The organism is Kocuria sp. SL71 (assembly GCF_026672465.1).
GTDB classification, from domain to species: Bacteria; Actinomycetota; Actinomycetes; order Actinomycetales; family Micrococcaceae; genus Kocuria; species Kocuria palustris.
Map to the genome: position 1 here is coordinate 1,939,261 of NZ_JAPPRE010000001.1, position 26,697 is coordinate 1,965,957.

At 70.8% G+C, this 26,697-nt stretch carries 21 protein-coding genes and 1 pseudogene; 9 read left to right on the plus strand and 13 right to left on the minus strand.

All coding sequences use genetic code 11. The annotated features are described in order from the left end of the window. Positions 1-18 precede the first annotated feature (18 nt). The gene (locus OVA15_RS08765; protein ID WP_268144391.1) at positions 19-1,002 is read left to right on the plus strand and encodes a hypothetical protein; all 984 of its coding nucleotides are present in this window, start codon (positions 19-21) and stop codon (positions 1,000-1,002) included. 87 nt (positions 1,003-1,089) lie between these two features. Here the strand turns inward: OVA15_RS08765 and OVA15_RS08770 are convergent, their stop codons facing one another. From OVA15_RS08770 to OVA15_RS08825, 12 genes and pseudogenes are all read right to left on the minus strand, one after another. Beyond that, positions 1,090-2,988, minus strand: a complete 1,899-nt coding sequence (locus tag OVA15_RS08770; protein ID WP_268144393.1) for an NHL domain-containing thioredoxin family protein — start codon at positions 2,986-2,988, stop codon at positions 1,090-1,092. Positions 2,989-3,088: 100 nt separating this feature from the next. Next, entirely contained in the window at positions 3,089-5,299 is a 2,211-nt protein-coding gene (locus tag OVA15_RS08775; RefSeq protein WP_268144394.1) for a cytochrome c oxidase assembly protein, read from the minus strand. A gap of 139 nt (positions 5,300-5,438) precedes the next feature. Further along, complete coding sequence (locus OVA15_RS08780; RefSeq protein WP_268144396.1) at positions 5,439-6,668, minus strand: Dyp-type peroxidase; 1,230 nt, start codon at positions 6,666-6,668, stop codon at positions 5,439-5,441. A gap of 168 nt (positions 6,669-6,836) precedes the next feature. Next, a complete protein-coding gene (locus OVA15_RS08785; protein ID WP_268144398.1) occupies positions 6,837-8,165 on the minus strand; it encodes a copper chaperone PCu(A)C in 1,329 nt (442 codons plus the stop codon). Positions 8,166-8,406: 241 nt separating this feature from the next. Next, positions 8,407-9,066: a hypothetical protein gene (locus OVA15_RS08790; protein ID WP_268144400.1), complete on the minus strand. Its 660-nt coding sequence runs from the start codon at positions 9,064-9,066 to the stop codon at positions 8,407-8,409. Positions 9,067-9,314: 248 nt separating this feature from the next. Further along, a complete protein-coding gene (locus tag OVA15_RS08795) occupies positions 9,315-9,599 on the minus strand; it encodes an HU family DNA-binding protein (RefSeq protein ID WP_006213874.1) in 285 nt (94 codons plus the stop codon). 70 nt (positions 9,600-9,669) lie between these two features. After that, entirely contained in the window at positions 9,670-9,975 is a 306-nt protein-coding gene (gene rpsN / locus OVA15_RS08800; protein WP_053447915.1) for a 30S ribosomal protein S14, read from the minus strand. Between the two features lies 1 nt (position 9,976). Next, a complete protein-coding gene (gene rpmG, locus OVA15_RS08805) occupies positions 9,977-10,144 on the minus strand; it encodes a 50S ribosomal protein L33 (RefSeq protein ID WP_006213876.1) in 168 nt (55 codons plus the stop codon). Between the two features lies 1 nt (position 10,145). After that, positions 10,146-10,382: a 50S ribosomal protein L28 gene (gene rpmB, locus OVA15_RS08810; protein ID WP_006213877.1), complete on the minus strand. Its 237-nt coding sequence runs from the start codon at positions 10,380-10,382 to the stop codon at positions 10,146-10,148. 419 nt (positions 10,383-10,801) lie between these two features. Beyond that, positions 10,802-13,075: a 4-alpha-glucanotransferase gene (gene malQ / locus OVA15_RS08815; RefSeq protein ID WP_326493280.1), complete on the minus strand. Its 2,274-nt coding sequence runs from the start codon at positions 13,073-13,075 to the stop codon at positions 10,802-10,804. A gap of 119 nt (positions 13,076-13,194) precedes the next feature. Continuing rightward, the gene (locus OVA15_RS08820) at positions 13,195-14,043 is read right to left on the minus strand and encodes an HpcH/HpaI aldolase/citrate lyase family protein (protein WP_006213879.1); all 849 of its coding nucleotides are present in this window, start codon (positions 14,041-14,043) and stop codon (positions 13,195-13,197) included. A 150-nt stretch (positions 14,044-14,193) separates the two neighbouring features. Then, positions 14,194-15,269, minus strand: a pseudogene (locus OVA15_RS08825) (glutathione S-transferase family protein). Between the two features lie 255 nt (positions 15,270-15,524). Between OVA15_RS08825 and OVA15_RS08830 the strand changes: the two are divergent. Further along, entirely contained in the window at positions 15,525-16,664 is a 1,140-nt protein-coding gene (locus tag OVA15_RS08830) for a hypothetical protein (protein WP_268144407.1), read from the plus strand. 59 nt (positions 16,665-16,723) lie between these two features. Beyond that, the gene (locus tag OVA15_RS08835) at positions 16,724-17,320 is read left to right on the plus strand and encodes a hypothetical protein (protein ID WP_024289772.1); all 597 of its coding nucleotides are present in this window, start codon (positions 16,724-16,726) and stop codon (positions 17,318-17,320) included. A gap of 346 nt (positions 17,321-17,666) precedes the next feature. Here OVA15_RS08835 and catA read toward each other — a convergent pair whose 3' ends face one another. Then, positions 17,667-18,536, minus strand: coding sequence for a catechol 1,2-dioxygenase (catA, locus tag OVA15_RS08840; protein WP_053447919.1), 870 nt, complete (start codon positions 18,534-18,536; stop codon positions 17,667-17,669). A 429-nt stretch (positions 18,537-18,965) separates the two neighbouring features. Here catA and benA point away from each other — a divergent pair, with 429 nt between their 5' ends. The 6 genes from benA to OVA15_RS08870 all read left to right on the plus strand — a co-directional run bounded on the left by benA (position 18,966) and on the right by OVA15_RS08870 (position 26,694). Beyond that, complete coding sequence (gene benA, locus OVA15_RS08845) at positions 18,966-20,357, plus strand: benzoate 1,2-dioxygenase large subunit (RefSeq protein ID WP_053447920.1); 1,392 nt, start codon at positions 18,966-18,968, stop codon at positions 20,355-20,357. Positions 20,358-20,404: 47 nt separating this feature from the next. Beyond that, positions 20,405-20,920 carry a benzoate 1,2-dioxygenase small subunit gene (gene benB / locus OVA15_RS08850; RefSeq protein WP_268144410.1) on the plus strand — a complete coding sequence of 172 codons (516 nt, stop codon included), beginning with the start codon at positions 20,405-20,407 and terminating at the stop codon, positions 20,918-20,920. Between the two features lie 254 nt (positions 20,921-21,174). Further along, complete coding sequence (gene benC, locus OVA15_RS08855) at positions 21,175-22,776, plus strand: benzoate 1,2-dioxygenase electron transfer component BenC (protein ID WP_206390694.1); 1,602 nt, start codon at positions 21,175-21,177, stop codon at positions 22,774-22,776. Then, positions 22,776-23,681, plus strand: a complete 906-nt coding sequence (locus OVA15_RS08860) for a 1,6-dihydroxycyclohexa-2,4-diene-1-carboxylate dehydrogenase (protein ID WP_277424624.1) — start codon at positions 22,776-22,778, stop codon at positions 23,679-23,681. Before benC ends, OVA15_RS08860 begins: the two co-directional genes overlap by 1 nt. 137 nt (positions 23,682-23,818) lie before the next feature. Next, positions 23,819-26,500 carry an AAA family ATPase gene (locus OVA15_RS08865; RefSeq protein WP_268144412.1) on the plus strand — a complete coding sequence of 894 codons (2,682 nt, stop codon included), beginning with the start codon at positions 23,819-23,821 and terminating at the stop codon, positions 26,498-26,500. Next, complete coding sequence (locus OVA15_RS08870; protein WP_268144414.1) at positions 26,491-26,694, plus strand: response regulator transcription factor; 204 nt, start codon at positions 26,491-26,493, stop codon at positions 26,692-26,694. The genes OVA15_RS08865 and OVA15_RS08870 overlap by 10 nt, the downstream gene beginning before the upstream one ends. The last annotated feature ends 3 nt before the right edge of the window (positions 26,695-26,697 follow it).

Here is a 26,697-nt window from a genome sequence, read left to right on the forward strand (position 1 = left end):
TCGACTAGCGTAAGGAGGATGGATCAGAACACGGCGGTGCGCAGGGCGATCGGCATGTGGCTGGTCCTTCTCGTGCTCGCCATGGCTGCCGCGTGGATCACGATCTCGCTGGTCAACAAGTACATGTACGGCCCGGAGACGGGCGTCCGCGCCTACTTCGAGAGCCTCCAGGACGGCGACGGCGGCCGCGCCCTGGGCCTGCTCAATGCGCAGGTCGATCCCGAGGACGATGCCGTCCTGCTCGACGGCGAGCCGCTGGCCGCGGCCACCGAGTCGCTCGAGGACCTCGAGATCTCGACCGTCTCCCAGGACTCGGAGGAGGCCGTGGTGCGCGCCGACTTCACCCTGGACGGTCAGCCGCATGCCTCCGAGTACCGCCTGGTGCCCGTGGACACCCAGTGGGGCTTCTTCACGGTGTGGGGCTTCGAGGAATCCGAGCTCCCCTCGGTCACCGTGTCCATGCCCGGGGCCACCAGCGCCGATCTCAACGGAGCCTCGGCGGCGCTGCCGGAGTCCGAGCAGCGCTTCGCAGCCTTCCCGCCCGGTGTCTACTCGGCCTCCTACGCCTCGCGCTGGGTCGACACCGATCCTGCCTCGGTCGTCCTGACGGACGAGGCCCAGACCGAGACCATCGCGCTGGAGGCCACCCCGTCGGAGGCTCTGGAGACCGAGATCTCCGAGCAGATCGCCGCTGACCTGAGCACCTGCACCGAGCAGTCCAGCCTGTACCCGACCGACTGCCCGTTCTCCTACGACTTCGACGGCCGAGTGGACGGCGACGTCACCTGGAGCATCACCAAGCAGCCCGAGCCGCCCGTGACGATCGGCGTGGACGGCGGCAAGGACTGGGCCCTGGGGTCGGCGAAGGGCATGGCCGAGGTCTCGTTCACCTCCGTGGACCTGTTCGATGGCACCACCGAGGAGGTCACCGAGTCGGTGCCCTTCATCTACCAGGCCGATCTGGCCGTCAGCGACGACAGCGTGAAGGTCACCCGCCGCTGAGCCCCTCGCGCCTGCGTGCACGCATGCGCTTCCGCGCCGCGCATGCGGCATCCAGGCACACAGGCGCGGGAGGCCGGGTGGGAGGGGTCAGGCGTTCAGACCGCGCAGATCCAGCACCAGGGAGTCCTCGGCGCCCTCGGCGACCGTGAACGGGATCCCCCAGTCCTGCTGGTACAGGTGGCAGGCGGCGTGGTCCGGGATCTCGCCGCCGGGCTCGCCGTCGCAGGCGGCCGCGCGGGCGGTGATGTGCAGGACGCCCTCGGTGACGCCATCGGCGAGCGTGATCTCGCGCTTGAGGCCCTGGGCGGCGCCGCCGCCGTCGACCAGCGCCTCGGCCGGGGAGACCGACAGCTTCAGCTGCGTGGGATCTCCCCAGCGGTCGTCGAGCTTCTGGCCGCTGGGGGCGGCGAAGCGGACGTCGATCGTCATGGTGCCGCCGGCGATCGGGGTGCGGCTGCGCTGGGAGACGGAGGCGCCCTCGTCGACCTGCAGCAGCTTCTCCGGAACGGGCAGGCGCACCAGGCGGTGCCGGTTGGTCTCCACCACGATCAGCTCGGGGGTCTCCCCCGAGGCGTCGACCAGCAGGTCCGACGGCTCGTCGAAGTCGCGCTCGAGCGTGGAGAGCTGTCCCCCGACGGGATCCCAGCGCCGGATGGCGCCGTTGTAGGTGTCGGCGACGGCGATCGAGCCGTCGGGCAGCACCGCGACGCCGAGCGGGTGCTGCAGGCGCGCCTGGGTCGAGTCGCCGTCGCGGAAGCCGAAGTCGTAGAGGCCGAGCCCCGCGGCCGTGGCCACGCCCGAGAGGGCGCCGTCCGCCACCGCGATGGAGCGCAGCGCCGAGGACTCGGAATCCGCCGCCCAGATCGTGCCGTCCGGGGCCTCGACCAGCCCCGACGTCTGCGCGAACCAGGACTGCGAGGGATCCCCGTCGACCAGGCCCTCGTCGCCGGTGCCCGCCGCCACGGCCAGCTCGCCGGTGCGCGGATCGAAGGTGAAGATCTGATGCGTGCCGGACATGGCCACCACCAGGGTGTCGGCGGCCGTGGACCACACGGTGTCCCACGGCGAGGACAGCGCGACCTCCCGCGGGTCGGCTCCAGGATCGATGTGATCGGCGTCCACGCCCTTGGCCCGCTCCGAATCCAGCAGGCGCTGCACGCCGCTGCCCGCCAGGGTCGTGACCTCGCCGTCGGACAGGCGCACGCCGCGCAGGCGGTGGTTCACGGTGTCGGCCACGATCACGTCATAGCCCACCTGCTCGCGGACGCCCTGCGGCAGCAGCGCGAGCCCGCGCGGCTCGTTGAAGTGCGCCTCTTCGGGGCCGCCGTCGGCGTGGCCGCGGGTGCCGTCGCCGATCACGGAGCGCACGGTCTGCAGGTCGGCGGCCATGCGGACCAGGCGGTGGTGGCCGGTGTCGGCCACCAGCACGGAGCCGTCCTCGAGGGCCACGGCCTTCTCCGGGAAGCGGAGGTCGCCGTCGGTGATCTCCGGGGGGACGTAGGGACCGTCGCCGCGGTGCAGCGTGCCGGCCGCCTCGTGCTGCTCCACGAGCTGCTCGACGAGCGAGACGATCCCCTGGACGTGGCCCTCCCCCGAGAGGTGGGCCACGATGTAGCCCTCGGGATCCACGACCACCAGGGTCGGCCAGGCGCGCGCGGTGTACGCGTCCCAGGTGCCGAGCTCGGGGTCATCGAGCACCGGGTGGTGGATCTCGTAGCGATCCACCGCCGAGGCCAGGGCCTCGGGATCGGCCTCGTGCTCGAACTTGGGCGAGTGCACGCCGACCGTCACCAGGACGTCGGAGAAGCGCTCCTCCAGCGGACGCAGCTCATCCAGCACGTGCAGGCAGTTGATGCAGCAGAACGACCAGAAGTCCAGGATGACGATCTTGCCGCGCAGCTTCTGCCAGTCGAGCTGCTCGCCGCCGGTGTTCAGCCAGCTGCGGCCTGTCAGGGCGGATGCTCGGACGCGGGACTGCGCGCTCATCTGGGGTCCTCTTCCTCGTGCTCGTCTCGTGCGGGGCCCGATCGCTCGGTCCTGCCCCGTCGTGTCAACCCCCGGCGGGCGCCGGGGTATTCCGTCCGGCTCAGCGGCGCTCGCGCTCGGCCAGCGACTGCATCATCTCGTTGTAGGCCTCGAGCTCGGCATCGCCGGTGCGATCCGCCTCGCGATCCACCCGGCGGTTCTCGCGCTTGCCGTCCATGGCCCACTGGATGGCCACGACGACGGCCAGGATGGCCGTGGGCAGCTCGCCGATGCCCCACATCAGGGCTCCGCCCGTCTGCTGGTCCTCGATCGCCGAGGCTCCCCAGGGGCGGCCCATGTTGCCGAACCAGGAGGCCTCCAGCAGCGTGTCCATGCCCATGATGGTGACGCCCACGAACGCGTGGTAGACCATCGTGGCGATCAGCAGGACCAGTCGCATGAAGTGCGGCGGCCGGTACGGGATGGGGTCCTGGCCCACGAGCACCAGGGCGAACATGTACCCGGTGAACAGGAAGTGGGCCATCATGAACTCGTGGCCCACGTGGTAGCGCAGCGTGACCGACAGCAGGTCCGTGAAGTAGAAGATCACGATCGAGGCCGCGAAGTTCACCGAGGCGAAGATCGGGTGCGTGACGACCTTGCCCCAGGTGGAGTGGACCAGGCGCAGGATCCACTCGCGCGGTCCGCGAGTGCCGTCCTGGCGCGGCTCCAGGGCCCGCAGGAGCAGGGTGACGGGCGAGCCCAGGACCAGGAACACCGGGATGATCATGGTCAGCGACATGTGCTCGACCATGTGCGCGGAGAACAGCACCCGCGCGTAGATGGCCAGACCGCCGGACGTCGCGTACATCAGCAGGGCCAGGCCCGCGAACCAGGACACTGCGCGCAGGGGCGACCAGCGCCCGCCGGTGCGCGCGAGCTTCCACAGGGCCCAGGCGTAGGACAGGCCCAGCACGGCGATGACCGCGACCCACAGCCAGTCGAAGCGCCACATGGTGACCAGGCCCTCGGGCGTCGGCGCCGGCGGCAGCTCGTAGAACGTGAGGATGCGCGCCGGGGAGGCGTTGTCGGAGAGCTCCTCGGGCACCGGCGGCGCCGAGTTGCCGAGTGCTACAGCGACGCCGATCAGCGCGCCCATGAGCACGAGCTCGCCCAGGATGACCTGCCACACGGCTCGGCGCCCCGAGACCTTCCCCTCCTCGAGCGCGGGGATCACTGCGCGGCGGTGCATGAGACCGGCCACGCCCAGCAGCAGGGTCAGCAGGAGCTTGAGCAGTGCCAGGACCCCGTAGTCGCTGGTGAGCTGCTCCCAGGTGCCGATGCGCACCCCGGCGTTGATGATCCCGGAGGCCAGCACGAGGACATAGCAGCACAGCGCCAGGGTCGAGAAGCGATGCAGGACCACGGCGATGGTGGGGACGCTTCGGCCTCGGGCGGCCTGCCCGGACTCGGCGCCGCGGCGCCCGCGCGTGCCGATCGGCAGTGCCGTAGTGGTGGTGTCCGCGGCCAGCTGCGGCGAGATCCACGCCAGAGCGGCGAGGCCGCCGGCCCAGAGGCAGACGCCGAGCAGGTGCAGACCCAGGGAGTTGACCGCGCCCATGTGATCGTCGCCGCCGGCGCTGTGGCCGTTGAGGGCCATGGTCACGATCGCGAGGCAGCCGACCGCCATGGCCGCGGCCAGTCCCAGCCGGGAGCGCAGGCCGAAGAGCAGGGTCGTGGTCACGGCGGCGACGATCGTGCCCACGGCGATCGCCTGCCCCGTGGGGATCTCGGTCGCGAAGCTCACGAGCTGGCGCGTGTAGTCCGAGCTGGCGGACAGCTGCACCCCGGAGACATCGGCATAGGTCAGGATCAGCACCGCGACCGAGGCCACGGTCCACACGATCGACGACGCCCCGGCCAGAGCGACGGTGCGCGCGAACAGCGGGGACTCGGGCTCCTGCTCCCCCGCGCGGGCCCGAGGCGAGCGGCCCCGCCCCGAGCGCTGCCGGTGCGGGAGCACCGACACGGCCAGCAGCACGGACCCGAGCGCGACGATCATGCCCGTGTCCCGCAGCGCCTCGGCGATCGGCAGACCCCAGCGCACTGCGGCTCCCGGATCGGCGACCTCCTGCGGGGCGGAGGCGCCCGAGAAGGCCAGGGCGCCCAGAAGCGACAGCAGCACCACCACGGTCACCCCTGCGATCCACCAGGGCGAGAGGCCGTGGACGACCCCGGGCCCGGTGGAGGGCGAGGATCCGCCTCCGAGGGCGGGGCCTCGCCCCGACCGCCGCTGCTGCGCGGTCCCGGTCGAGTTCGCCGTGCTGCTCATGCTGTCCTCCCGGCCGGCGCCGTCTGCGCCGCGGCCTGTGCTGCTGGGCGCGCCGTCGCGGCGCACCTCCATCCATCTGCTGCCGGCCGACCGGGGCCCGCGTTCGGGGCCTCCGCCGGACAGCGCTGTCCCGAGGGTCTCACCACAGCTGCTCCCCCACGAATCCGCCCGGCTCGCAGGCCGGCGGGATCGCGAACACCGAGGACCCGATCGGCACCGTCCAGGTGTTGAGCATGTCGAGCTCGTCCAGGCGCTGCTGGATCGGGAGGAACTGCTGGGCCGGATCCGACTGATACGACGCGAACAGCAGACCGGAGTCGCTGACCCCGCCCTCCGTCTCGTCGGGTCGGGAGAACCCGGAGGCCCCGCTGACGGGCATGTCGTAGTTGTAGACCCGCCGGTGGATGCGCACCCGCTCATCGGGGTGCCGCGCCCGGCGCATGTGCGAGTAGTCCGAGATCACGGGGAACCCCACGGGGGTCGTGGCCTCGAAGTCGGGCTCGTCGTGCTCGTGCTCACCGGTCAGGGGCGCCCCGGTGTCCAAGGTGCGTCCCACGGCGTCCTCGCGCCCGATGCGGTCGACCTCGTCCCAGGTGTCCAGGTTCATGTGGATCCGGCGCAGCACCAAGGAGGTGCCGTTCTGGATCCAGGGCTCGAACGCGTCCTCGCCCTGGCCCCACACGATCCTCTCGTGCTCGGGCGTGCCTGCGGCGGTGTCGACGGTGCCGTCGACCTGCCCGAACAGGTTGCGCGGCGTGGTGCCCGCGGGTTCGGCTCCGGCGGCGGTGCGGAACCCGTCCTGCACCCAGCGCACCTGCCCGAAGCTTCGGACGTCCTTGAGCAGCACGCGCTGAGCGTGCGCCAGGGTCAGCGGGTCCTCGCAGCACAGCTGCAGCAGCAGGTCGCCGTCGCTCCAGCGTGGCTGCAGCTGATCGATCGAGAACTCCGGCAGCGGGGCCAGCCACGACGGGGCGGCCGCCGGGGCCAGGATCCGCATCAGCCCCGACCCGAAGCCGAAGGTCACCGTGAGCCTCGACGGGTTCAGCGCCAGCTCGGGCTCCTGGTCGCCGATCGGGGCCTGGCCCTCGGTCAGCTCGGCGGCGTCCTGGGTGAGCACGACGAGCATGCGGCGCAGGTCCTCGCGCGTGGTGCCCTCGGTCAGATCGATGCCCAGGAAGGCCGCGAAACCCTGCGCGGGGGTGTCGATGCCGGCCTGGCGCTCGCCGTGGAAGTCCTCGGCGATGTCGCCGATGGACGCGGGCTGAGCCTCTTCCGCCTGAGCGTTCGAGCCTCCCGAGCGCGTCGGCTCGGACAGCCTGGAGGCGCCCAGACCGACAGCGCCCAGGCCAGCCGCAGCGGCAGCTCCCACGGCGCCGCCTGCGCCGAACAGCCCGCGCCGGGACAGGCCCCGCGCGGGACGGACTCGCCCTGAGGCGCCCGGCCGCAGCCCAGGGCGGCTGCGCTGAGCCGCCCTGGGCCTCGACCGGGCCCTGCTGCGCGCCGCGGGAGCGCGCAGCAGGATCGGGACGGCGCTGTGTCACGCAGCCTCCTCGCACATGGGCAGCGCCTCCGAGGAGGAGTCCTCCATCCCCGCCATGTCACCGTGATCCATGCCCTCCATGCTCTCGTCGGCATGTTCCGGGCTCTCACCGGCGGTGGGCTCCTCGCCCGGTGCGTACTCCTCCTTGGCACCGGCGTAGTCGCGCACGGGCAGCCGGAGGCTCTGCTCCTGACCGCCCTCGAACTGCAGCTGCACGCTCAGCTCGGTGCCGGCCATGGGGGCGCACTGCAGATCCATGAGCATGATGTGCTGCCCACCCGGTTCGAGGGTCACGGTCTCCCCCGGCTCGATCACGATCGGGTCCTCCAGCGCCTGCATCTTGGTGGCCCCGGTCTCCGGATCCGCGACGGTCTCGTGCAGCTCGACCTCGCCCGCGATGCCGTCGGCAGAGGCGCCGGTCAGGGTGACGGCGGTGTCGCCGTCGTTGCGCAGCTGCCCGAAGGCGGCGGTCATCCCGCTATCGGCCGCCTTGATCCAGGGCTGCTCGACGCTCAGCTGATCGCCGCCCTGCGCCTCGGCGCTGCTCGAGGCGCTGCTGGAGGCCGAGTCACCGTCCAGGGCGTCCTGTCCCACGGCGCAGCCGGACAGCAGGAGCAGGCCGCCCACGGCGGCCGCAGCGGGCAGAAGGCGCCGCCGCGCGGCTGCCTGCGCGCTCATCGCCCCATCCTCCGCATCATCACAACGGCCGCAGCGACGGCACCCAGCACGACGACCCCGCCGCCGCCGATCAGCAGCCACAGGGCTGTGCCGGAGGACGACTCGTCCCCGGTGTCGGACGAAGGCTGGTCGTCGTCCTGCCCCTCGGTCGGGGCGTCGTCCGCGTCCGAGGAGGCCGACTCCGGGGCCTGCGCCGAGCCGGAGGCCCCCGGCGGACGACGACCCCTCGGCCGGCTCCCCGCCTGCGGGCTCCTGCGAGGCGCTGGCCTCCCCGCCCTCGACCGTGTAGTCGTAGGCGCCCTCGATCGGATGCCCGTCGGAGGAGACCACCCGCCACACGACGGAGTACTCGCCCGGCTCGTCCGCCTGATCCGACAGGGGCTGGGTGACCGTCGTGCCCTGGATCTCGGGCTCGCCGTCCGTCACGTCCGAGCCGTTGGGCCCGCTGACGCGGATATCGAGGCCGATGTCCTGCGGGGCCGCGGAGAACGTCAGATCGATCCCCTGGGGAGCCTCAGCGCTCGAGGCCCCGCTCTCGGGGCTCGAGCCGGTGAGGCTGTCGTGCGCCAGCGCCGGTGCCGGCATGGCGATCAGCGTGGCAGCGGCCAGTCCGGCCCCCACGCTCATGGTGTGCTTGCTGATGGACATGGAGTTCCTCCTCCGCCGCGCCTCGGACATGCCCTTCAGGGAATGGAGGGGCGGCGATGATGCTGTGATGGAGCCGATCCGGCGCCGGTGCTGGCCCGCTCGGCGTGGAGCTGCGCATCTCGCCATCGTTCGCAGGCAGAAGCCGCTGGACCCGTGAGGGGCCGCGACGTCCACGGGCCGACGCGCCGGTGCGGTCTCAGGCGCACTCCGGAGCGCGCGGCTCGACGTGGAGCGCGGAGGATCAGATGGCGAGCATCCGCACGGGCGGACCCCGGTAGCGCAGTGCGGCCAGGATCACCTGGGCGAGACGCGGCACGGCCGGGCCCATCGGTGCGCAGCGCCACGCGGATGCGGCGATGACGACCGGGTCCCCGATCCGCGAGATCAGTGCTCGAGCACGGATCAGCAGCGTGGCCGCGGCCCGCAGGGCGAGCTTCTCGCCGTGGCGCAGCACCAGCACGGTCACGATGCTGGCCGCAGCGTGCAGGACGGGCATGAGCCATGCGGCGCTCGAGGAGCTGACTCCGAGCGCCTCGAGCGCCGCATGGTCGTGGACCATGGCTCCGGTGGCGCTCAGGACCAGCTCCGGGCCGTCGGAGGCGGCACCCAGGTGCCCGGCGTGCGAGGTGTGATCGACGGCTGCGGACATGCTCCCGGACACGGAGAACAGTCCGTGGAACAGCAGCTGCGACACGGCGACGGACAGCGTCAGCCCCAGCCCGGGCAGCCGCAGTCCGGCCAGCAGCATGCACACCGGCGCCGACAGCGCGAGGCACAGGGCCACGAGCAGCGGCGACGGCCACGGGCCTCCGGCGGCGGTGTGGGCCAGGGCGGCTGCACCCGTGGCCACCGCGGCCGCGGTCCAGCCGCGCAGCAGTCGGAGGGAGCGCGCGGTGATCACGGCGAGCGTCCCTCCTTCGGGCCTCCGGCGGCGATGCGGACTCCGGGCGGCGGGGCCTCGACCGCCCGGGCAGATGCCCCACAGTATGCCGCGCGCCGCGTCCGCCCCGCGAATCCGCGGGGGCCGATTGCCGGGCCATGACGCGGAGCACCGCCTGGTCCGAAAACGCCTCAGGGCGGCTCCCCCGAGGGGGAGCCGCCCTGAGGCGTTCGGGCCGGGCAGCAGTCCTGCTGCTCAGCCGCGCGGCATCACTTGGAGGAGGCCGCAGCCTTCAGCTTGGAGCCGGCCGAGAGCTTCACCGAGTGGCCCTCGGGGATCTCGATGGACTCGCCGGTCTGCGGGTTGCGTCCGGTGCGCGCCTTGCGGACGGTGCGCTCGACGGAGAACCAGCCCGGGATGGTGACCTTCTCGCCCTGAGCGACGGAGGTCTCGAGGACCTCGAAGAGGGCGTCCAGGACGCCGTTCACCTGCGCCTGGGTGGTGTCGGCCTTCTCGGCGATCTCGGCGACGATCTCGCTGCGGTTCTTAGCCATACTGCAGTCCTCCTGAAGATTGGGGTCTACTCAGTGGCATCTCATCGGAAGATGCCCGCCGAACGGGAAATTACCAGCTCGACTTGGTGATGCCCGGCAACTCGCCCTTGTGAGCCATGTCCCGGAAGCGCACGCGGGAGATCCCGAACTTCTGGAAGGTGCCGCGCGGGCGGCCGTCGATCTGGTCGCGGTTGCGCACGCGGACCGGCGAAGCGTCGCGGGGAAGCTTCTGCAGGCCCAGACGAGCTGCCTCGCGAGCCTCGTCCGAGGCGTTCTCGTCGATCAGGGTCTTCTTGAGCTCCGCGCGCTTGTCGGCGTAGCGGGCGACGATGACCTTGCGCTGCTCGTTCTTGGCGATCTTGGACTTCTTGGCCATCTCAGCGCTCCTCGCGGAAATCGACGTGCTTGCGGGCGACCGGGTCGTACTTCTTCAGCACGATGCGATCCGGGTTGTTCCGACGGTTCTTGCGGGTCACGTAGGTGTACCCGGTGCCGGCGGTGGACTTCATCTTGATGATGGGACGGACGTCCTTATCCTTGGCCATATCAGAACTTCTCCCCTCGTGCCTGCATCTCGGCGACGACAGCATCGATGCCGCGGGCGTCGATGACGCGGATGCCCTTGGCGCTGAGGTTCAGCGTGATGTTGCGGCGCAGGGACGGGACCCAGTAGCGCTTCTTCTGGATGTTCGGGTCGAACCGGCGCTTGGTGCGGCGGTGCGAGTGCGAGATGGTGTGCCCGAAGCCCGGCTGAGCTCCGGTCACCTGGCAATACGCTGCCATTGTGCTCTCCTCCAAATGTCGACGAATGACGGCACGCTGTGGTGCGCGCTGATGCACGGATGCAACTGCGGCAGCGGCCAGGGCGTCCCGTCACCTGAGTACAGCCACCGTTCATGAACCCAGGGCCCGCACTCGGGCCCGGCACGGTGGGTAACCGTCAGGGGTCCGCCATGACGACGGTGAAGATCTTGGTGCCGGAAGGTGGACTCCACCACACGACAGCCTTAGATAGTAGGTTGACGCCGGGTTGCCCGCAACTTTCCGCATCCCCCGGTGAAGGAGGATGCCGCCCCTCCCCGGGTGCCGTCCGGAGCCGTGATCGGGCCCGAGACAGGGATGGGACGAGAGGCAAGTCTAGTCGACACGGCGCGGAAGACCAACCGGCAGGGGGTGGGATCACCCACACCCTGCCGCGCGGCTCAGCCTTCGACGGGGCTCACGGAGCCGGTGGTCCACGGCGCGGTGGGGGCGTCCGGGTCCATGGTCCGCGGCTGCGAGGGCGCGCCCTCGCGGTTCTGCCTGCGCATCCCGCGCCCGAGGGCCCGATTCATGACTGCGGACAGCGAGCGCACGCGCTCCGAGCCCTGGATCTCCTCGAGCAGCACGCGTCGGCCCTCGTCGTCGGCCAGCGGGATGCGCCAGTTGGGGTGCTGCTCGTCGGTCGTGCCGGGCTGGTTCTGCACGCGGCGCTCGCCCACGGCGTCGACGAGCTGGACACAGTGCAGCAGCGACGGCGCCAGTCCCAGGTAGGCGTGCAGTGCCTCGACGGTCTGCTGCTCGCTCGCCTCCTCGGGCAGCAGGCCCTCGGCCCGGACGGCGTCGAGCCAGCGCTGCAGCGTCTGCTGAGCCTCGGCTCGCTCCTGCTCGACGGGCCGCTCGAGCAGTCCGAGCTCGTCGCGCAGGTCCACCTGGACGCCCTGGAGGTAGCCGGCGGTCGGCGGGAAGTCGTGCGTGCCCACCGAGGCCATGGTCTCCACGCGGTAGTCGCGGGGGTCCTTGGGGCCGTCGCCCTCGGTCTCGAACCACAGCACCGAGGTGCCGAGCACGCCGCGGGCCGCCAGCTCCTCGCGCACCCAGGGCTCCACCGTGCCGAGGTCCTCGCCGACCACGACGACGCCCGCGCGCTGGGCCTCGAGCGCCAGGATGCCGAGCATGGCCTCGTGGTCGTAGTAGACATAGGCGCCCTCGGAGGCCCTGTTGCCCTCCGGGATCCACCACAGCCGGAACAGGCCCATGATGTGGTCGATCCGGATGCCGCCCGCGTGGCGGAAGATCCCGCGCAGCATCTCCCGCCACGGGCGGTAGCCGGCCTCCGCCAGACGGAACGGATGCCACGGCGGCTGGCTCCAGTCCTGACCCTGCTGGTTGTACATGTCGGCGGGAGCGCCCACGGAGACTCCCCGAGCCAGAGACCGGTTCAGCGACCAGGCATCGGCCCCGTCCTTGGACACTCCCACGGCCAGGTCATGCATCACGCCGATCGCCATGCCCGCCGAGTCCGCAGCGTGCTGGGCGCTGGCAAGCTGCTCGTCGAGCAGCCACTGCAGCCAGATGTGGAAGTGGACGCGGCTCTGCAGGCGCGTGCGGGCCTCGACGGCGTACGGCGAGTCCGGACCGGCGGCCTCGTCCTCCCACAGCGGCGAGTCCTTTCCGATCTCCTCTCGGATCGCGCACCACAGCGCGAAGTCCTGCAGCTGCTGCCCGCCCTCGGCGGCGAAGCGGCGCAGCTGCTGCTGGCGCTGTGCTGAGCGGCGGACGGTGTAGAGCAGCTCCAGCGCCTTCAGCTTGGCGGCGTAGACGGAGTCCCGCTCGACGTCGTCGACCTCGAGGATCCTGCGCCGCTGGATGGCATCCAGCGTCTGGACGACCTCGGCGTCGCCGGGACGGAGGTAGACGATCTCGGGGATGCCCGCGATGCGCAGATACAGCGGGTTGAAGAACCTCCGGGTCACCGGCAGGTAGGGCGAGGCCTCCAGCGGGGGCACCGGCTCGGAGGCGTGCAGGGGGTTGATCAGGATGTAGTCCGCGCCCTGCTCGCCGCCGATCGCGGCCAAGCCCGCGAGGTCGTTGAGATCGCCCACGCCCCAGGTCCGGTTCGAGGCCACGGAGTAGAGCTGCACGGCCCAGCCCCAGCGGCGCTTGTCCTGCAGCCGATCGGTGGTGGACAGGCGGGCGGGCGTCACCGCCAGCTCGACCTCGGTGGGCACCCCGTGATCGATCTCCGGGGCGCTGGCGCGCAGCTCGTACCACTCCGGGGCCAGATCGGAGGGGATGCGGTAGAGGATGCGATCGACCGGGCACCCGTCGATCTCCCGGGTGCTCAGGCTTCCGGGCACGGCCTCGAGGGGCCGGGTCCGCTCTCCCGCGAAGAGCTCCACGGTGGGCTCGCTGCCGGAGGGGACGTGCACGGGGAAGGAGTCGTCGCGGCCTTCGACGGCGATCACCACCGGCGGCAGGAGCCTGCGCCAGGGGGCGTCCAGGTGCTCCTGCAGGGAGTCCAGCGCGGCCCGCTCGGAGGAGACATCGAGATCCAGGGCCGTGAGCACCGAGCTCAGCGTGGCGTCCGGGACCTGCGCCTCCTGGCCGTCGAAGCCCTCGTAGCTGGTGCTCACGCCCAGCTGCTCGGCCAGGCGCCGCAGCGTCTGCCCGGACGGACTGCCGCCGGTGCTGGTGGGTCCTGTGGAAGTGCTCAAGCGCTCCTGGGGTTGATCCATGCCGCCATCGTATCGGTCGGCTCCATCGTCCCGACGAGTCGACCCTCACACCGCCGACGAGCCCTCGTCGCGCGCGGCGAGGGCTCGTCGGAGTCGGGTCAGCGGTTCCAGAGGCCGTAGGTCGCGGCGAGATCCGAGACCTTGCGGGCGCGGGCCAGGCGCGGCAGGTAGCTGCCGTCCATGGTCCCGGGCATGCCGGACTCGTGCTCGTGGAGCAGCTCGCGGGCCCAGGCGATCTCCTGCTCCGAGGGCGCCAGTCCGGAGTTGATCGCCTCGGTCTGAGCCGGATCCAGGGTCAGCTTGCCGGTCATGCCCATGGACTGGGTCACGCGGCAGGCCTCGTCGAGCTGCTCGCCGGAGGCGCCGGGGGTCGGGCCGTCGATCGGGCCGGGCAGACCGCCCACGCGGGAGGCCACCACCAGGGTCGAGCGGGCATGGGCCAGGGCCATGGGGTCGCCGGAGGCACCGGTGTCGCGGCGGAAATCGCCCACGCCGAAGGCCAGGCGGAAGACGCCCGGGGCCCGGGCGATGTCATTCGCGTTCACCAGGCCCAGCGCAGACTCGATGAGCGCGATGACCGGGGTGCCGGCCGGCATCATCATGGCGGTGCGCGTGATGTGATCGGACGACTCGGTCTTGGCCAGCATGATCCCGCGGAGGTTGCGCGCCCCGGACAGCGCATCCAGGTCCGCCTGCCAGTGCTCGGAGTGGATGTCGTTGATCCGCACCCACGCGCCCGCGCCCTGGTTCAGCGCCTCGACGACATCGGCCCGCCCCTGCTCCTTCTGCCCCTCGGGCAGGCCGTCCTCGATATCGAAGATGACGGAGTCGGCCTCCGAGGCCAGCGCCGGGACGAAGGCCGAGGGATCGCCGGCTCCGACCAGCAGCACGGAGCGGGAGAGCCGGGCCGGCAGAGCGGCGGCTCGCTGATTGCGGTACGGGGTCACGGAATCATCCTTCAGGGGAGTGGGGCGGCCCGGCGGCGGGGGCGGGGCCTGCGCGGCAGCCGGGCGGGTCTCGACCCACCAGCGTACCGCCGTCGCCCCAGCCGGGCCGGTCCGCTGAGCGCAGGTCGCGCCGCGGGTCGGCGCCCGGGCTCAGACCGCCAGGGGCGTGTGCGCCGGATCCACGCGCTCGTCGGGGCGCACGGGTCCGGGGCGGTCCCGTCGCCGAACGGGCTGCCGCCCAGCGCCTCGCGGCCGTGGGGCTCGAGCCAGTTCTCCAGCGACGGCCCGACCGGAACGATCTGCGTGGGGTTCAGGTCCTCGTGGACGATGTAGTAGTGCTCCTTGATCTGCTGGAAGTCGACGGTGTCGCCGAATCCGGGGGTCGTGAACAGATCGCGGGCGTAGGCCCACAGGTTGGGCATCTCGGACAGCTTGTTGCGCGAGGCCTTGAAGTGGCCGTGGTAGACGGGATCGAAGCGCACCAGGGTCGTGAACAGGCGGACGTCCGCCTCCGTGATGTGATCGCCCATCAGGTAGCGCCGGTCCGCCAGCCGCTCCTCGAGCCAGTCCATGGCGGTCCACAGCCGGTCGTAGGCCTTCTCGTAGGCCTCCTGCGAGCCGGCGAAGCCCGCGCGGTACACCCCGTTGTTGACCTCGGTGTAGATCCGCTTCATGACCGCCCGCATCTCGTCCTCGAGCTCAGCCGGCCACAGGTCCGGGGCGCCCTCGCGATGATGAGCCGTCCACTGCTTGGCGAAGTCCTCCGTGATCTGCGGGAAGTCGTTGGTCACGACCGCACCGGTCTCGATGTCCACGATCGCCGGCACCGTGATGCCGCGGGGGTAGTCGGGGAATCGGGCGAAGTAGGCCTCCTGCAGCCGCTCGATGCCCAGCACCGGGTCCTTCCCGCCCTCGTCGAGGTCGAAGCGCCACGAGCGGACGTCGTGGGTGGGCCCCGGGAGCCCGACCGAGATGGCATCCTCGAGCCCGAGCAGGCGGCGCACGATCAGCGTGCGGTTGGCCCACGGGCAGGCGCGCGCGGCGACCAGGCGGTAGCGCCCCGCCTCGACCGGCCAGGCCTGCGCCCCCTCGTTCAGCCGCGCCGACGACGGGTCCGCCACGATCCGGTCCTCGATGTAGTTGGCGTCCCGGTCGAACTCCTCGCCCTTGTGCACGTAGGCGCCCTTGGTGCTGTGCTCGGTGCCTGCTGTCGTCAGCTCGCTCATGGCTCTCCTCCATCGTGGTGCGCTTGCGGCCCCGAGCCCCGCGCTGCGGCGGGGCCGGCGACCCGTTCCTGGCTTAGATGATACGTCACCAAAAGAGATCCGGCCAGTGCCCATGACCCGCCTCACGACCGAGGACGCTCGCGCATCCCGTACGATCCCGCCAGACGTCCTGCCCCCCCCCACGGGCGGCGGGAACACCCCGACACCCCCACCGTCACCCGACCCGCTGCGCGCGGGCCAGAGGGAGAGCACCCCGTGAGCCAGAGACTTCGCGTCGACATCGTGCGGACGGAGGCGCAGCTGCAGGAGTTCATCGACCTGCCCTGGGAGCTGCACCCGGCCCACCTGCACATGCCGATCATGGAGGAGACGATCCGCAGCTGGTTCCACGGCTCCGCGGATCACCCGGGGCGCATCGACCTGGTCCTGGTCCGCGACCAGGAAGGGGCCGCGCGGGCTCGCTCGACCGTGCACACCCACGACGCCTTCGAGCAGCGTCTGGGCACGCCGACCCTGTTCTTCGGGGCCACCGAGTTCGCAGATCACGCCTGCCTCGAGACGCTGACCGCATGGGCCGCCGAGCGCGGGCGGTCCATGGGCAAGCAGCAGCTGCTCGGCCCGGTGGCCCTGGACGGGCAGGAGCGCTGCGGCGTGATCACCAGCGGCTTCTCCCAGCCGACGTTCATGGACCAGCCCTGGAACCCGAGCCGCGTCCCGGACAGCTTCGAGGCCCTGGGCTTCGAGCGCTGGACCGAGGGCGCGACCTGGAGCGTGGACCTGACCCGCGCGCAGCTGCGCCGCCCCGAGGCGGCCGAGCTCGACGCCCGCGGCGTGGAGCTCGTGCAGCTGCGCCGCCGCGACGTGGACGGCATCCTGCCGGAGATCGCCGCGGCCGTGAACGAGGCCATGGGCCGCCAGCACTACTTCACACCCATGGACGAGCAGCAGTTCGCCGCCTCGGTCAAGGACCTGTCGATCATGCTGGATCTGGAGATCGTGGGACTGCTGCGCGATCGGGCCACCGGGCGGATCGCCTCGCACTTCATCTGCATCCCGAACATCTCGCCCGCGGTGCGCGAGGCGCGCGGCCGGATGCGCCTGTGGGACCAGGCCAAGCTGCTGGTGCGCAACCGGCGCTACCGCCGCGAGGCCCTGCTGCTGGTCCAGGGCACGCGCGCGGAGCACGAGGGCCAGGGCCTGCTGTCGATGCTCAGCCAGGAGGTCATGTCCCGCCTGCGCGAGAAGGGGTATCGCCGGCTGCTGGTGACCTTCATCGTGGAGGAGAACCGCGGCTCGTCGCGCCAGTTCGAGCGGGTGGGCGGGGCCCCGCTGCACGGCACCACCTTCTACCGAATGGATCTCACCGGGACCCGCGAGGCTCCGGTCGTATCCTGAAGACGGGTCAGATCCGCCGCAGATCCGCGGGCGGATCAGAACCACCAGGAGGTGATCCCGTGACCGAGCGCCCCGATCCGGCCGAGGACTCCGTGCACGCGCCGTCGACGGACGAGCGCACCGTCCGCGCGCGACGCCGGGCTGTGCGCGGGATCTCCCTGGCCATGATCAGCCTGGGCCTGCTGCTGTGCGCTTCGCTCTCCGCAACCGGCCGGAGCCTCCTGGGAGCCCTGGGCCTGCTGCCTGCGGTGTTGGGTGCTGCGGGATTCCTGGCAGTGGGCATGGGCGTGCCTGCAGGGCTGCGCCTGCCTGCTCGCGAGCACCGCCGCGGCCGCGCGCTATGGCTGCTGCCCTCCGCGGTGCTTGCCCTGGCCCTCGTCTTCCTGGGCGCAGCCTTCTGGGCCGACGGCACCGCCCCGGAGTCCGGCTCCCCCTGGACGATCGTCTGGCTGGTCAGCGCTGCCACCCTGGTCACCTTCGCCGGACTGAGCTTCGGACTCGTGGCGGCCTCCCGCCTCACCATCCACGATGACGACGACGCCCCGCTGCGCCGTGTGGACTGGGCCGAGGAGTACCCCGAGCGCTTCGAGGACCGCCCGCGCCGACGTCCCGACGACGGCTACGACTCGTCCTGGATCCGCGGCCAGCGACGCTGAAGAGCATCCTGCCCCCGGGTGTGCGAACGGGCCCTGCCGCTTGGGGGATCAGCAGGGCCCGTTCTGGCGTCCGCATCGGGGGAACGGGACGCACCATCGCGCGCGGGAATCATCCGAGAACACATACGGGGGACGTCCTCGGGCCGATACGCGCGACATCCCCCAATATAGGGGACACCTCAGTCCACTGACAAGACATCGACTAATCATGTTTCTCCGCACGTCGAGCGGAGGCGCAGAAGCCCCCGGGCGCACCTGTATCGGTGCCTCCCGAGGGCTCGTGCGATGCGAAGCCGGCCAGCGGGACCTCGCCCCTGGCCGGCGTCGCGGGATCAGCGGAGGCTGATCACTTGGTCTCGCCCTCGCGGGCCAGGACGTAGTTGTAGGTCGCCATCTCGCCGGGGGCGTCCGGGTTGTCCTGCGGATCCAGCATGAGCTCGGGCTTCACGGCGCCGGCGATGTCATCCTCGTTGTGGACGTCGCCCGGGAAGTAGAGCTGCTGGGTGACCAGCTGGTAGCCCGGAGCGTGGACCTTGATGTGGATGTGGGCCGGGCGCCAGGCGTGCCAGCCGGCGGCTGCGATCAGCTGGCCGCAGGCGCCGTCGGTGGGGATCTGGTACGGCGCCGGGCGCTTGGTGTGGATCTCGAAGTGGCCGTTCTCATCGGCGGCCACAGTGCCGCGGAACAGCCACTTGGGCAGCTCCGGGGCGTACTGCGAGTAGAAGCCCTGGGCATCGGCATGCCAGATCTCGACGGTCGCATCCTTGATCGGGTTGCCCGCGGTGTCGGTGAAGTCGCCCTGGAAGACGATGGGGGTGCCCTCCTCGTCCTCGCGCATCTCCAGCGTGGCCGGGGTCTGCATCTGCGGGGCGTTCGGAACGTAGTACGGGCCCTCGATCGTGCCGACGACGCCCGGACGGTCCTGGGAGTTGATGTCCTCGATGGTGTGCTCGAGCCACACGTCGAGGAACAGCGGCCACTCGCCGTCCGAGCCGACCTTGATGAGCCAGGACTTGAACGCGTTGAACTCCTCGTACGTGGCGCTGTGCTTCACGGCGATCTCGTTCAGGGCGTTGACCAGGTCCGAGGCGATCGCGTCGACGCGCTCGACCGGGACGTCCAGGCCGGAGAGCTTGCCGGACTCGGCGAAGCGCTGGGTGGCGAGCGAGCCGGCCTCGACGGCTGTGCCCTCGTGCTCCTTGCGGGTTTCAGTCATGTCGACCTCCACATAGTTCGGATTGCCGACGCGAGCACGCCGCCCATGGCTGCGCCGCGTCGATGCGGAGCCGTCCCCGCCGTCGGCTGTCAGCCGCGGCACCCCAGTCCGCGGGCCCGGAGGGCCTGCGGACATCCTGCCGGGACGAGGGATCCGGCCGCACATGTGATGTGCGATACAGCCAAGACTAAGTCACTCATTGCTCATATCACAAATATCAATCGTGTCGCTTCTCTTCTTGAACCAACATATTCGAACCCCTTGCCCCCCACTAGGCATTCCCCTGATGTGAGCGCTGTCACCGAACTCCAGACTTGGTTCATCATCGAGGCACGCCGCATTCCCGCAGACCGCATCGTGGGAAGCGCGAGCCGCGCACCCGTCCCAGGGCACATCCCGGACGGTCCGGTCGACACTCCAGGAGGAGACATGACTGAGAACCTGAGCCATCTGCACGACGTCATCGACAACGCCGTCATGGACGACCGCGAGAACGGCGTGATCCGCGCCAAGCGCGAGATCTTCACCGACGAGGAGGTCTTCGAGCTCGAGATGAAGTACATCTTCGAGGGGAACTGGATCTACCTGGCCCACGAGTCGCAGATCCCGAACGTCGGCGACTACTACACGACCAACATCGGCCGCACCCCCGTCGTGATCACCCGGGACAAGGATGAGCAGCTGCACTGCATCATCAACGCCTGCGCGCACCGCGGGGCCATGCTGTGCCGACGCAAGACGGACAACCGCACCACGTTCACCTGCCCGTTCCACGGCTGGACGTTCCGCAACAGCGGCGAGCTGCTCAAGGTCAAGGACGGCCGCAACGGCGCCTACCCGGAGGGCTTCAACAAGGAGGGCTCGCACGACCTCACCAAGGTCGCGCGCTTCGAGTCCTACCGCGGCTTCCTGTTCGGCTCCCTGAACCCGGACGTCAAGCCCCTCGAGGAGCACCTGGGCGATGCCACCAAGGTCATCGACTCGATCGTCAACCAGTCCCCGGACGGCCTCGAGGTCCTGCGCGGCGCCTCCACCTACACCTACGACGGCAACTGGAAGGTCCAGGCGGAGAACGGCGCCGACGGCTACCACGTGACCTCGGTGCACTGGAACTACGCCGCGACCACCTCGCGCCGCTCCTCGGGCGACTCCACCAACACCACCAAGGCCATGGACGCCGGCAAGTGGGGCAAGCAGAAGGGCGGCTTCTACTCCTTCGAGCACGGCCACCTGCTGCTGTGGCAGGAATGGGGCAACCCGAAGGACCGCCCGCTGTGGGACCGCCGCGAGGAGCTCGTGGAGAAGTACGGCGAGGAGATGGCCAACTTCATGGTCAACATCTCGCGCAACCTGTGCCTCTACCCGAACGTCTACATCATGGATCAGTTCTCCTCGCAGATCCGCGTCTTCCGCCCGCTGTCCGCGGACAAGACCGAGGTGACGATCTACTGCATCGCCCCGGTCGGCGAGTCCAAGGAGAACCGCGCCAACCGCATCCGCCAGTACGAGGACTTCTTCAACGCCTCTGGCATGGCCACCCCGGACGATCTCGAGGAGTTCCGCTCCTGCAACAAGACCTACTGGGCCAAGGGCGCGCAGTGGAACGACATGACCCGCGGCATGGAGCACGAGATCCAGGGCCCGGACGAGCAGGCCAAGGCGCTGGGCATGGACAACGTGCTCGCCTCGGGCGTCAAGACCGAGGACGAGGGCCTCTACCCCATCCAGCACGGCTACTGGCACGAGGTCATGGAGTCGGGCCTGCAGGCCGAGGAGGCCGCCGAGGCAGAGGCTGCGGAGTCCGCGGCCGCCTCGAGCTGACGCACGCCCCTCGCAGACCGATTCCCCAGACCTGAAGGAGACACCACATGGCTGAGCTCATGAGCATCGAGGACATCCAGGTCCTCGAGACCGTCCGCGCTTTCCTCCACCGCGAGGCCCGCCTGCTCGACGACCGCGACTTCGACGCCTGGATCGAGTGCTACCACCCGGACGCCGAGTACTGGATGCCGTCGTGGGACGACGATCACGAGCTGACCACGGATCCGCAGACCGAGATCTCGCTGATCTACTACGCCAACCGCGGCGGCCTCGAGGACCGCGTCTTCCGCATCAAGACGGACCGCTCGTCGGCCACGTCGCTGCCGGAGCCGCGGCACAACCACAACCTCTCGGACATCGAGGTCCTGGGCCGCGACGGCGACACCGTCCACGTCCGGTACAACTGGCTGACCGGCTACTTCCGCTACAACAACGACATGTACTACTGGGGCTACGCGGAGGTCGACATCGACCTCGCCGGCGACAAGCCCCAGATCACCAAGAAGAAGGTCGTGCTCAAGAACGACTACATCCACCAGGTGATCGACGTCTACATGATCTGATCGCAGGCGCCCTCCGGCCCGCCGACCGTGCTCTGCCTCCGTCACGGACCGACGCAGAGCACGGCGGCGGGCTTTCGGGTGTCGCCCGTCGAACCCGCGCGAGTCGCCGTCTGCCCGGCGCCCCGCACCCCCGCCCGGGGCCATCCCGGGCCTTCCCGAATCCCGACCCCCGCGCGAGCAGCCCGCCCGCGCGGCCGTCGGACCACGAGCTTTCCTGCGCCGGCCGCAGCGCCGCAGAGGACGAGGAGAAGACCATGCCTAACCAGGTCGCACTGAATTTCGAGGACGGCGTCACCAAGGTCATCAAGGTCGGTGACATGGAGACGATCATGGATGCCGCGTTCAAGGCGCGCATCAACATCCCGTCGGACTGCCGCGACGGGGCCTGCGGCACCTGCAAGTCGTTCTGCGAGTCCGGCGAGTTCGATCCCGGCGACTTCATCGACGACGCCATGACCGAGGACGAGCTGGAGAAGGGCTACCTGCTCACCTGCCAGTCGACCCCCGAGTCGGACATGTCGATCAACATCCCGTCGACCTCCGAGGTCGCCAAGACCTCCGCCGTGACGTTCAACGGCAAGGTCGACATGATCGAGCGCCACTCGGACTCCACGATCTCCTTCGGCATCGACATCCCCAACCGGGACGAGCTCTCCTTCCTGCCGGGCCAGTACGTGAACATCAAGGTCCCCGGCACCGACGAGGTCCGCTCGTACTCGATGTCCAGCGGCCCGGACACCGACGAGACCACCTTCATGGTCCGCATCTCGGAGAAGGGCGCCATGTCCGAGTACCTGCGCGACCGCGCGCAGGAGGGCGATGAGATCGAGTTCTCCGGCCCCTTCGGCTCGTTCTTCCTCCGCGAGCCCAAGCGCCGGCTGCTGCTGCTGGCCGGCGGCACCGGCCTGGCCCCGCTGCTGTCGATCCTCGAGAAGCTCGCAGAATCCGGCACCGATCAGCCGGTGCACCTGATCTACGGCGTGACCCGCGAGGCGGACATCGTGGGTCTGGACCTGCTCAAGGCCTACGAGGGCCGGCTCTCCGATTTCACCTGGGACTACATCGCCTCCGAGGAGGGGACCTCCGCCCCGCACACGGGCTACGTCACTCAGATCACCGAGCCGGAGCACCTCAACGAGGGCGACGTTGACATCTACCTGTGCGGCCCGCCCCCCATGGTCAACGCCGTGTCCTCCTGGCTCGACGAGAAGCAGGTCAACCCGGCCAACTTCTACTTCGAGCGCTTCGCCCCCAAGGGCACCACCGGCGGCGACGACGAGACCGGCGCTCCGGTCTCCCCCGACGAGGTCGACTCGTCCACCTCCGCCGAGCAGGCGGTCTCGTCCATGGAGACCGGCGTCCTGAAGTTCGGCAAGGTGGATACCTCCGCGCACCTCGATGCCCGCGCCGGGCTGGAGACCGCCGCCGCCCGCCTGCTGATCGACAAGCTCACCGAGGAGCAGCTCGACAACTGGGGCCGCCTGGCGGACAAGTGCGACGGCACCGTCGAGGACGGCAAGCTCGTGGACTACGAGGCCTTCGTGGCCGCGAACTACGACTTCCACGAGTACCCCTTCACGGTCGCCGACAACCCCGCGCTGCTCGCGGCGTACCAGGGGCTGGACACCCCCTCCCACATGCGCGAGGCCCTGGAGAACGGCGGCGTGATCTTCGAGACCGTCACGCAGGAGCACCACGATCTCGTGGAGCTCATGCGGGCCGGTGAGCTCGAGAAGACGCTCGAGCTGATCCAGTCCCACACCGTCCAGGCCAAGCAGACCATGGACACGGCAGTGGACGCCCACGAGACCTCCGCCGACGAGAAGCCGGAGACGGCCGCCGGGGCGGATTGCTGATGGCCTCCGCGGACGGCAAGGGCCCGGGCACTCCCGGAGCCACGGGCACCGATGTCTCCGGGATGCCGACCGTCGAGGCCGAGGCCGGGCAGCGCACGCACCTGAGCTCGGGCCGCTTCGCGGACCGCGTGGTCGTGGTGACCGGAGCGGCTCAGGGCATCGGCCGCGCCGTGGCCGAGCGCGTGGCCGCCGAAGGCGGCACCGTCGTGCTCGTGGACCGCTCCGAGATCGCCGAGGAGGTCGCCGCGGGCATCGACGAGCGCGCGGAGGCCGGCTCCGGCGCCGGGCGGGCCACCGCGGTGACGGGAGTGGATCTGGAGCAGGCCTCGGGAGCGGAGCAGTTCGTCTCCGCCGCGCTCGAAGCCCACGGCCGGATCGACGTGCTCATCAACAACGTCGGCGGGACCATCTGGGCCCGGCCGTACGAGGAGTACGACGTCGAGAAGATCGACAAGGAGATCCGACGCTCGCTGTTCCCCACCATGTACGCGTGCCACGCCGTGCTCAGGCCCATGCTCGAGGCCGGCTCGGGGACCATCGTCAACGTGTCCTCGGTGGCCACGGGCGGTCTGAACCGCGTCCCGTACGCCGCGGCCAAGGGCGGCGTCAACGCCCTGACCAAGGCGCTGGCCTTCGAGGTCGCCGAACGCGGTGTGCGCGTCGTGGCCACGGCTCCGGGCGGAACGCTCGCCCCGCCGCGGGCCGTGCAGCGCGGGCCCGGCCCGGAGACCGAGCAGGAGGAGGCCTGGTACCGCACGATCGTGGACCAGACCGTCGACTCCTCGTTCATGAAGCGCTACGGCACCCTCGAGGAGCAGACCGCCCCGATCGTGTTCCTGGCCTCCGACGAGGCCTCCTACATCACCGGTTCCGTGCTGCCGGTGGGCGGCGGCGACCAGGGCTGAGCGCTCGGGCACGGCTCACCGGGGCCGGTCGACTCCCTCGAGTCGGCCGGCCCCTCCTTCTCGGGCAGATCCCGCGTCGTCGAGCCTTCCCGGGCCCGAGCCCCGGACCGCTCGGGCGCGATCGCTATGATCGGCCCATGCCCCACGCTCCCAGCGGAAGCTCCGGCGATGTCGCGCTCGTCGGGCGCGATGCGCAGCTCGAGCACCTCCTGCGGCTCTACCAGGAGGTGCGCCGCGGTCATCCCCGCACCGCCGTGATCTCCGGGCCGGTGGGCATCGGCAAGACCAGGCTGCTGCGCGAGCTGCTCGCCCAGACCTCGTCCCGCAATCGCGCGGTCCTCTCCGCCAGCGGCAGCGAGTGGGAGTCCGCGCTCCCGCTGGCCGGCTACACCCAGCTGATGGGCAGCGCCCCTCTGCGCAGTCCCTCCGGGTTCGACGGCGGCCCGCAGCCGCCCTCGCAGGTGGTCGAGCGGCTCACCCCCGACCAGGCGCTGAACTACGCCCAGACCCTGCAGACCCACCTGGAGGCCCAGCAGCGCCGCGGGCCGGTGATCGTCGTGATCGACGACCTGCAGTGGCTCGACGAGGACTCGCTGCGCATCCTGATCTTCGCCGCGCGACGGCTGCACAGCTGCCGGGTGCTCTTCCTCTTCGCCGTCGACCTGGACCAGGCCGCCGGGCTGCCGACCGGGATCATCGACCATCTGACCGGCTATCCCACCGAGGTGCTGCACCTGCCTCCGCTCGAGGCCGAGGCCGTCGCCGCCCTGGGCCGCGAGATCGTGGGTGCTGAGCTGAGCATGACGACGGTCCACGAGCTGCTGCGCCACACCCAGGGCCACCCGCAGTCCGTGATCGAGCTGCTCCAGGAGGTCCCCTCGGAGCAGTGGCACGGCTGGCTGCCGAAGCTGCCTCCGTCGCGGCGCACGCGCGCCCGGGTGGCCTCCCAGCTGCGTCGAGCCTCTCCCGAGCTGCTGCGCATGGCCGAAGCCGTCTCCGTGCTGGGGCAGGACGCGCCTCTGCAGCAGGTGGCCGCTCTCGCGCAGCTGTCCCACTTCCTGCCCGTCGTCGACGAGGGCCACGCCGCCGGGCTGCTTCGCCTGAGCATGGACCGGCAGCCCTCCGCGGTGCACTTCGTGGAGCCCAGCGCGACCGCCGCCGTCTACGAGCAGATCGCCCCCACCCGCCGCTTCGCCCTGCACCGGGCTGCCGCGGAGGTCGTGGCCGATGAGGGCGCGCGGCTGGGCCACCTGGTCGCGGCCTCTCCCGGTCCACAGGAGCTGCTGGCCCTGCAGCTGGTCGCCTATGCCGAGCGCCAGGCGGCCGACGGCTGCTGGTCGGAGGTCGCCTCAGCCATGCTCTCGGCCTCTCGGCTCTCTCTGGGCCGCCGCGACGGCGACCTGCGGCTGCTGCGCGGGGTCGACGCCCTGATCGGCGCCGGCGACATCACCCAGGCCGCGAGCCTGGTCAGCGTGGTCGAGTCCATGCCGCCGTCTCCCCTGCGCGCCTCCGTGCTGGGCTACCTGGCCGTCGTCACGGGGCGGCGCTCGACGGCGGCGGCGCAGCTGGCCATGGCCTGGCGCACGGTGCGCGAGGACCTGGATCCCAGCGCCGGAGCGCGCATCGCCCTGCGGCACACGCTGCACGCCCTGGCCGACTGGGACGGCGAGGGCATCGTCACCTGGGGCGAGCGCACAGCTGAGCTCGCCGAGGCGCCGCATCACAGCAGCGTCGAGGCCCGCGCCATGTACGGCCTGGGGCTGTTCGCCTCGCGGCGCCTGGACGAAGCCGAGCGGCCGTACCTCGATGATCTGGGCACGACCGTGGGCAACGCCCAGGAGCAGCGACTGCTCATGGGCCACGCCTGGCTGGCCCTGCGCACCGACGATGTGGAGACGGCCCGCCTGCGCTTCGAGGAGGCTGTGCCCACCGAGTACCGCGGCGGATCGCTGCGCATCTCCCTGTGGGCCGAGTCCTGGCTGGCGCGCTGCCGGCTGATCCTGGGCGACTGGGACGCCGCGGCCGCCACGATCGCCCATGCCTCCGTGCGCCTCGAGTCCTCGGGCATGCGCCTGATGCGGCCTCTGCTGTACTGGACCGCCGCCGAGCTCAACGCCATGCGAGGCGACTGGGACCGTGCCGAGCACTTCCTGTCGCTGACGGTCGTGCCGACCGACGGCTACCGCAGCATGATGGTCCCGGCGGCACTGGCCCGAGCGCGCTACCACGAGGCCCGGGCGGACTACGAGTCCGCGCTGGAGGCCCTGCGCCCGCTGCGCACGGCTGATCCGGTCACCGCTGGCCGCGAGCCGTTCTGGTCCTGGCAGGACACCCTGGTGAACTCGCTGGTCATGACCGATCAGCTCGACGAGGCCCAGGGGTTCCTGGACGAGCTCAAGTCGGTCGCCCCCTCCTCGCCCTTCCCGACCGACGCCGCCCGCATGGCATGGGCGGAGGGGCGGCTGCTGGCCGCGCGCGGAGAGGTCGAAGCATCCCAGGAGCTCTTCGACCGGGCGCTGGACGCGCTGCGCCTCGAGGCGCCGCCCCTATCTCGAGGCCCGGGTGCGCTTCGCCTACGGGCAGAGCATGCGGCGGGCCGGCAAGCGGCGGCTGGCCTCGCGAGTGCTGCGCTCGGCCCGCGAGCTCTATGCCTCCCTGGGCGCCCAGACCTACGTGTCCCGATGCGACCGGGAGCTGAAGGCCGCCGGGGCCAACGCCCTCGTGCCGGCCGCCGAGCAGACCGGCTCGGACGGGCTCTCCGATCTGCGCAGGCAGGGCCCTCGACGCTCTGCACGTCGGCTCCGAGGCCGTGCAGCTGACCGCCCAGGAGCAGGCCGTCGCCCAGTTCGTGGCCGGGGGGTCGACCAACAAGGAGGTCGCCCAGGCGCTGTTCATCACGGAGAAGACGGTGCAGTTCCACCTGACCCGCATCTACGCCAAGTTCGGGGTGCGCTCGCGCAGCGAGCTGGCGGCCGTCTACGCCAGGGAGGGCATGGGCTCGACCGACGGGTGAGGG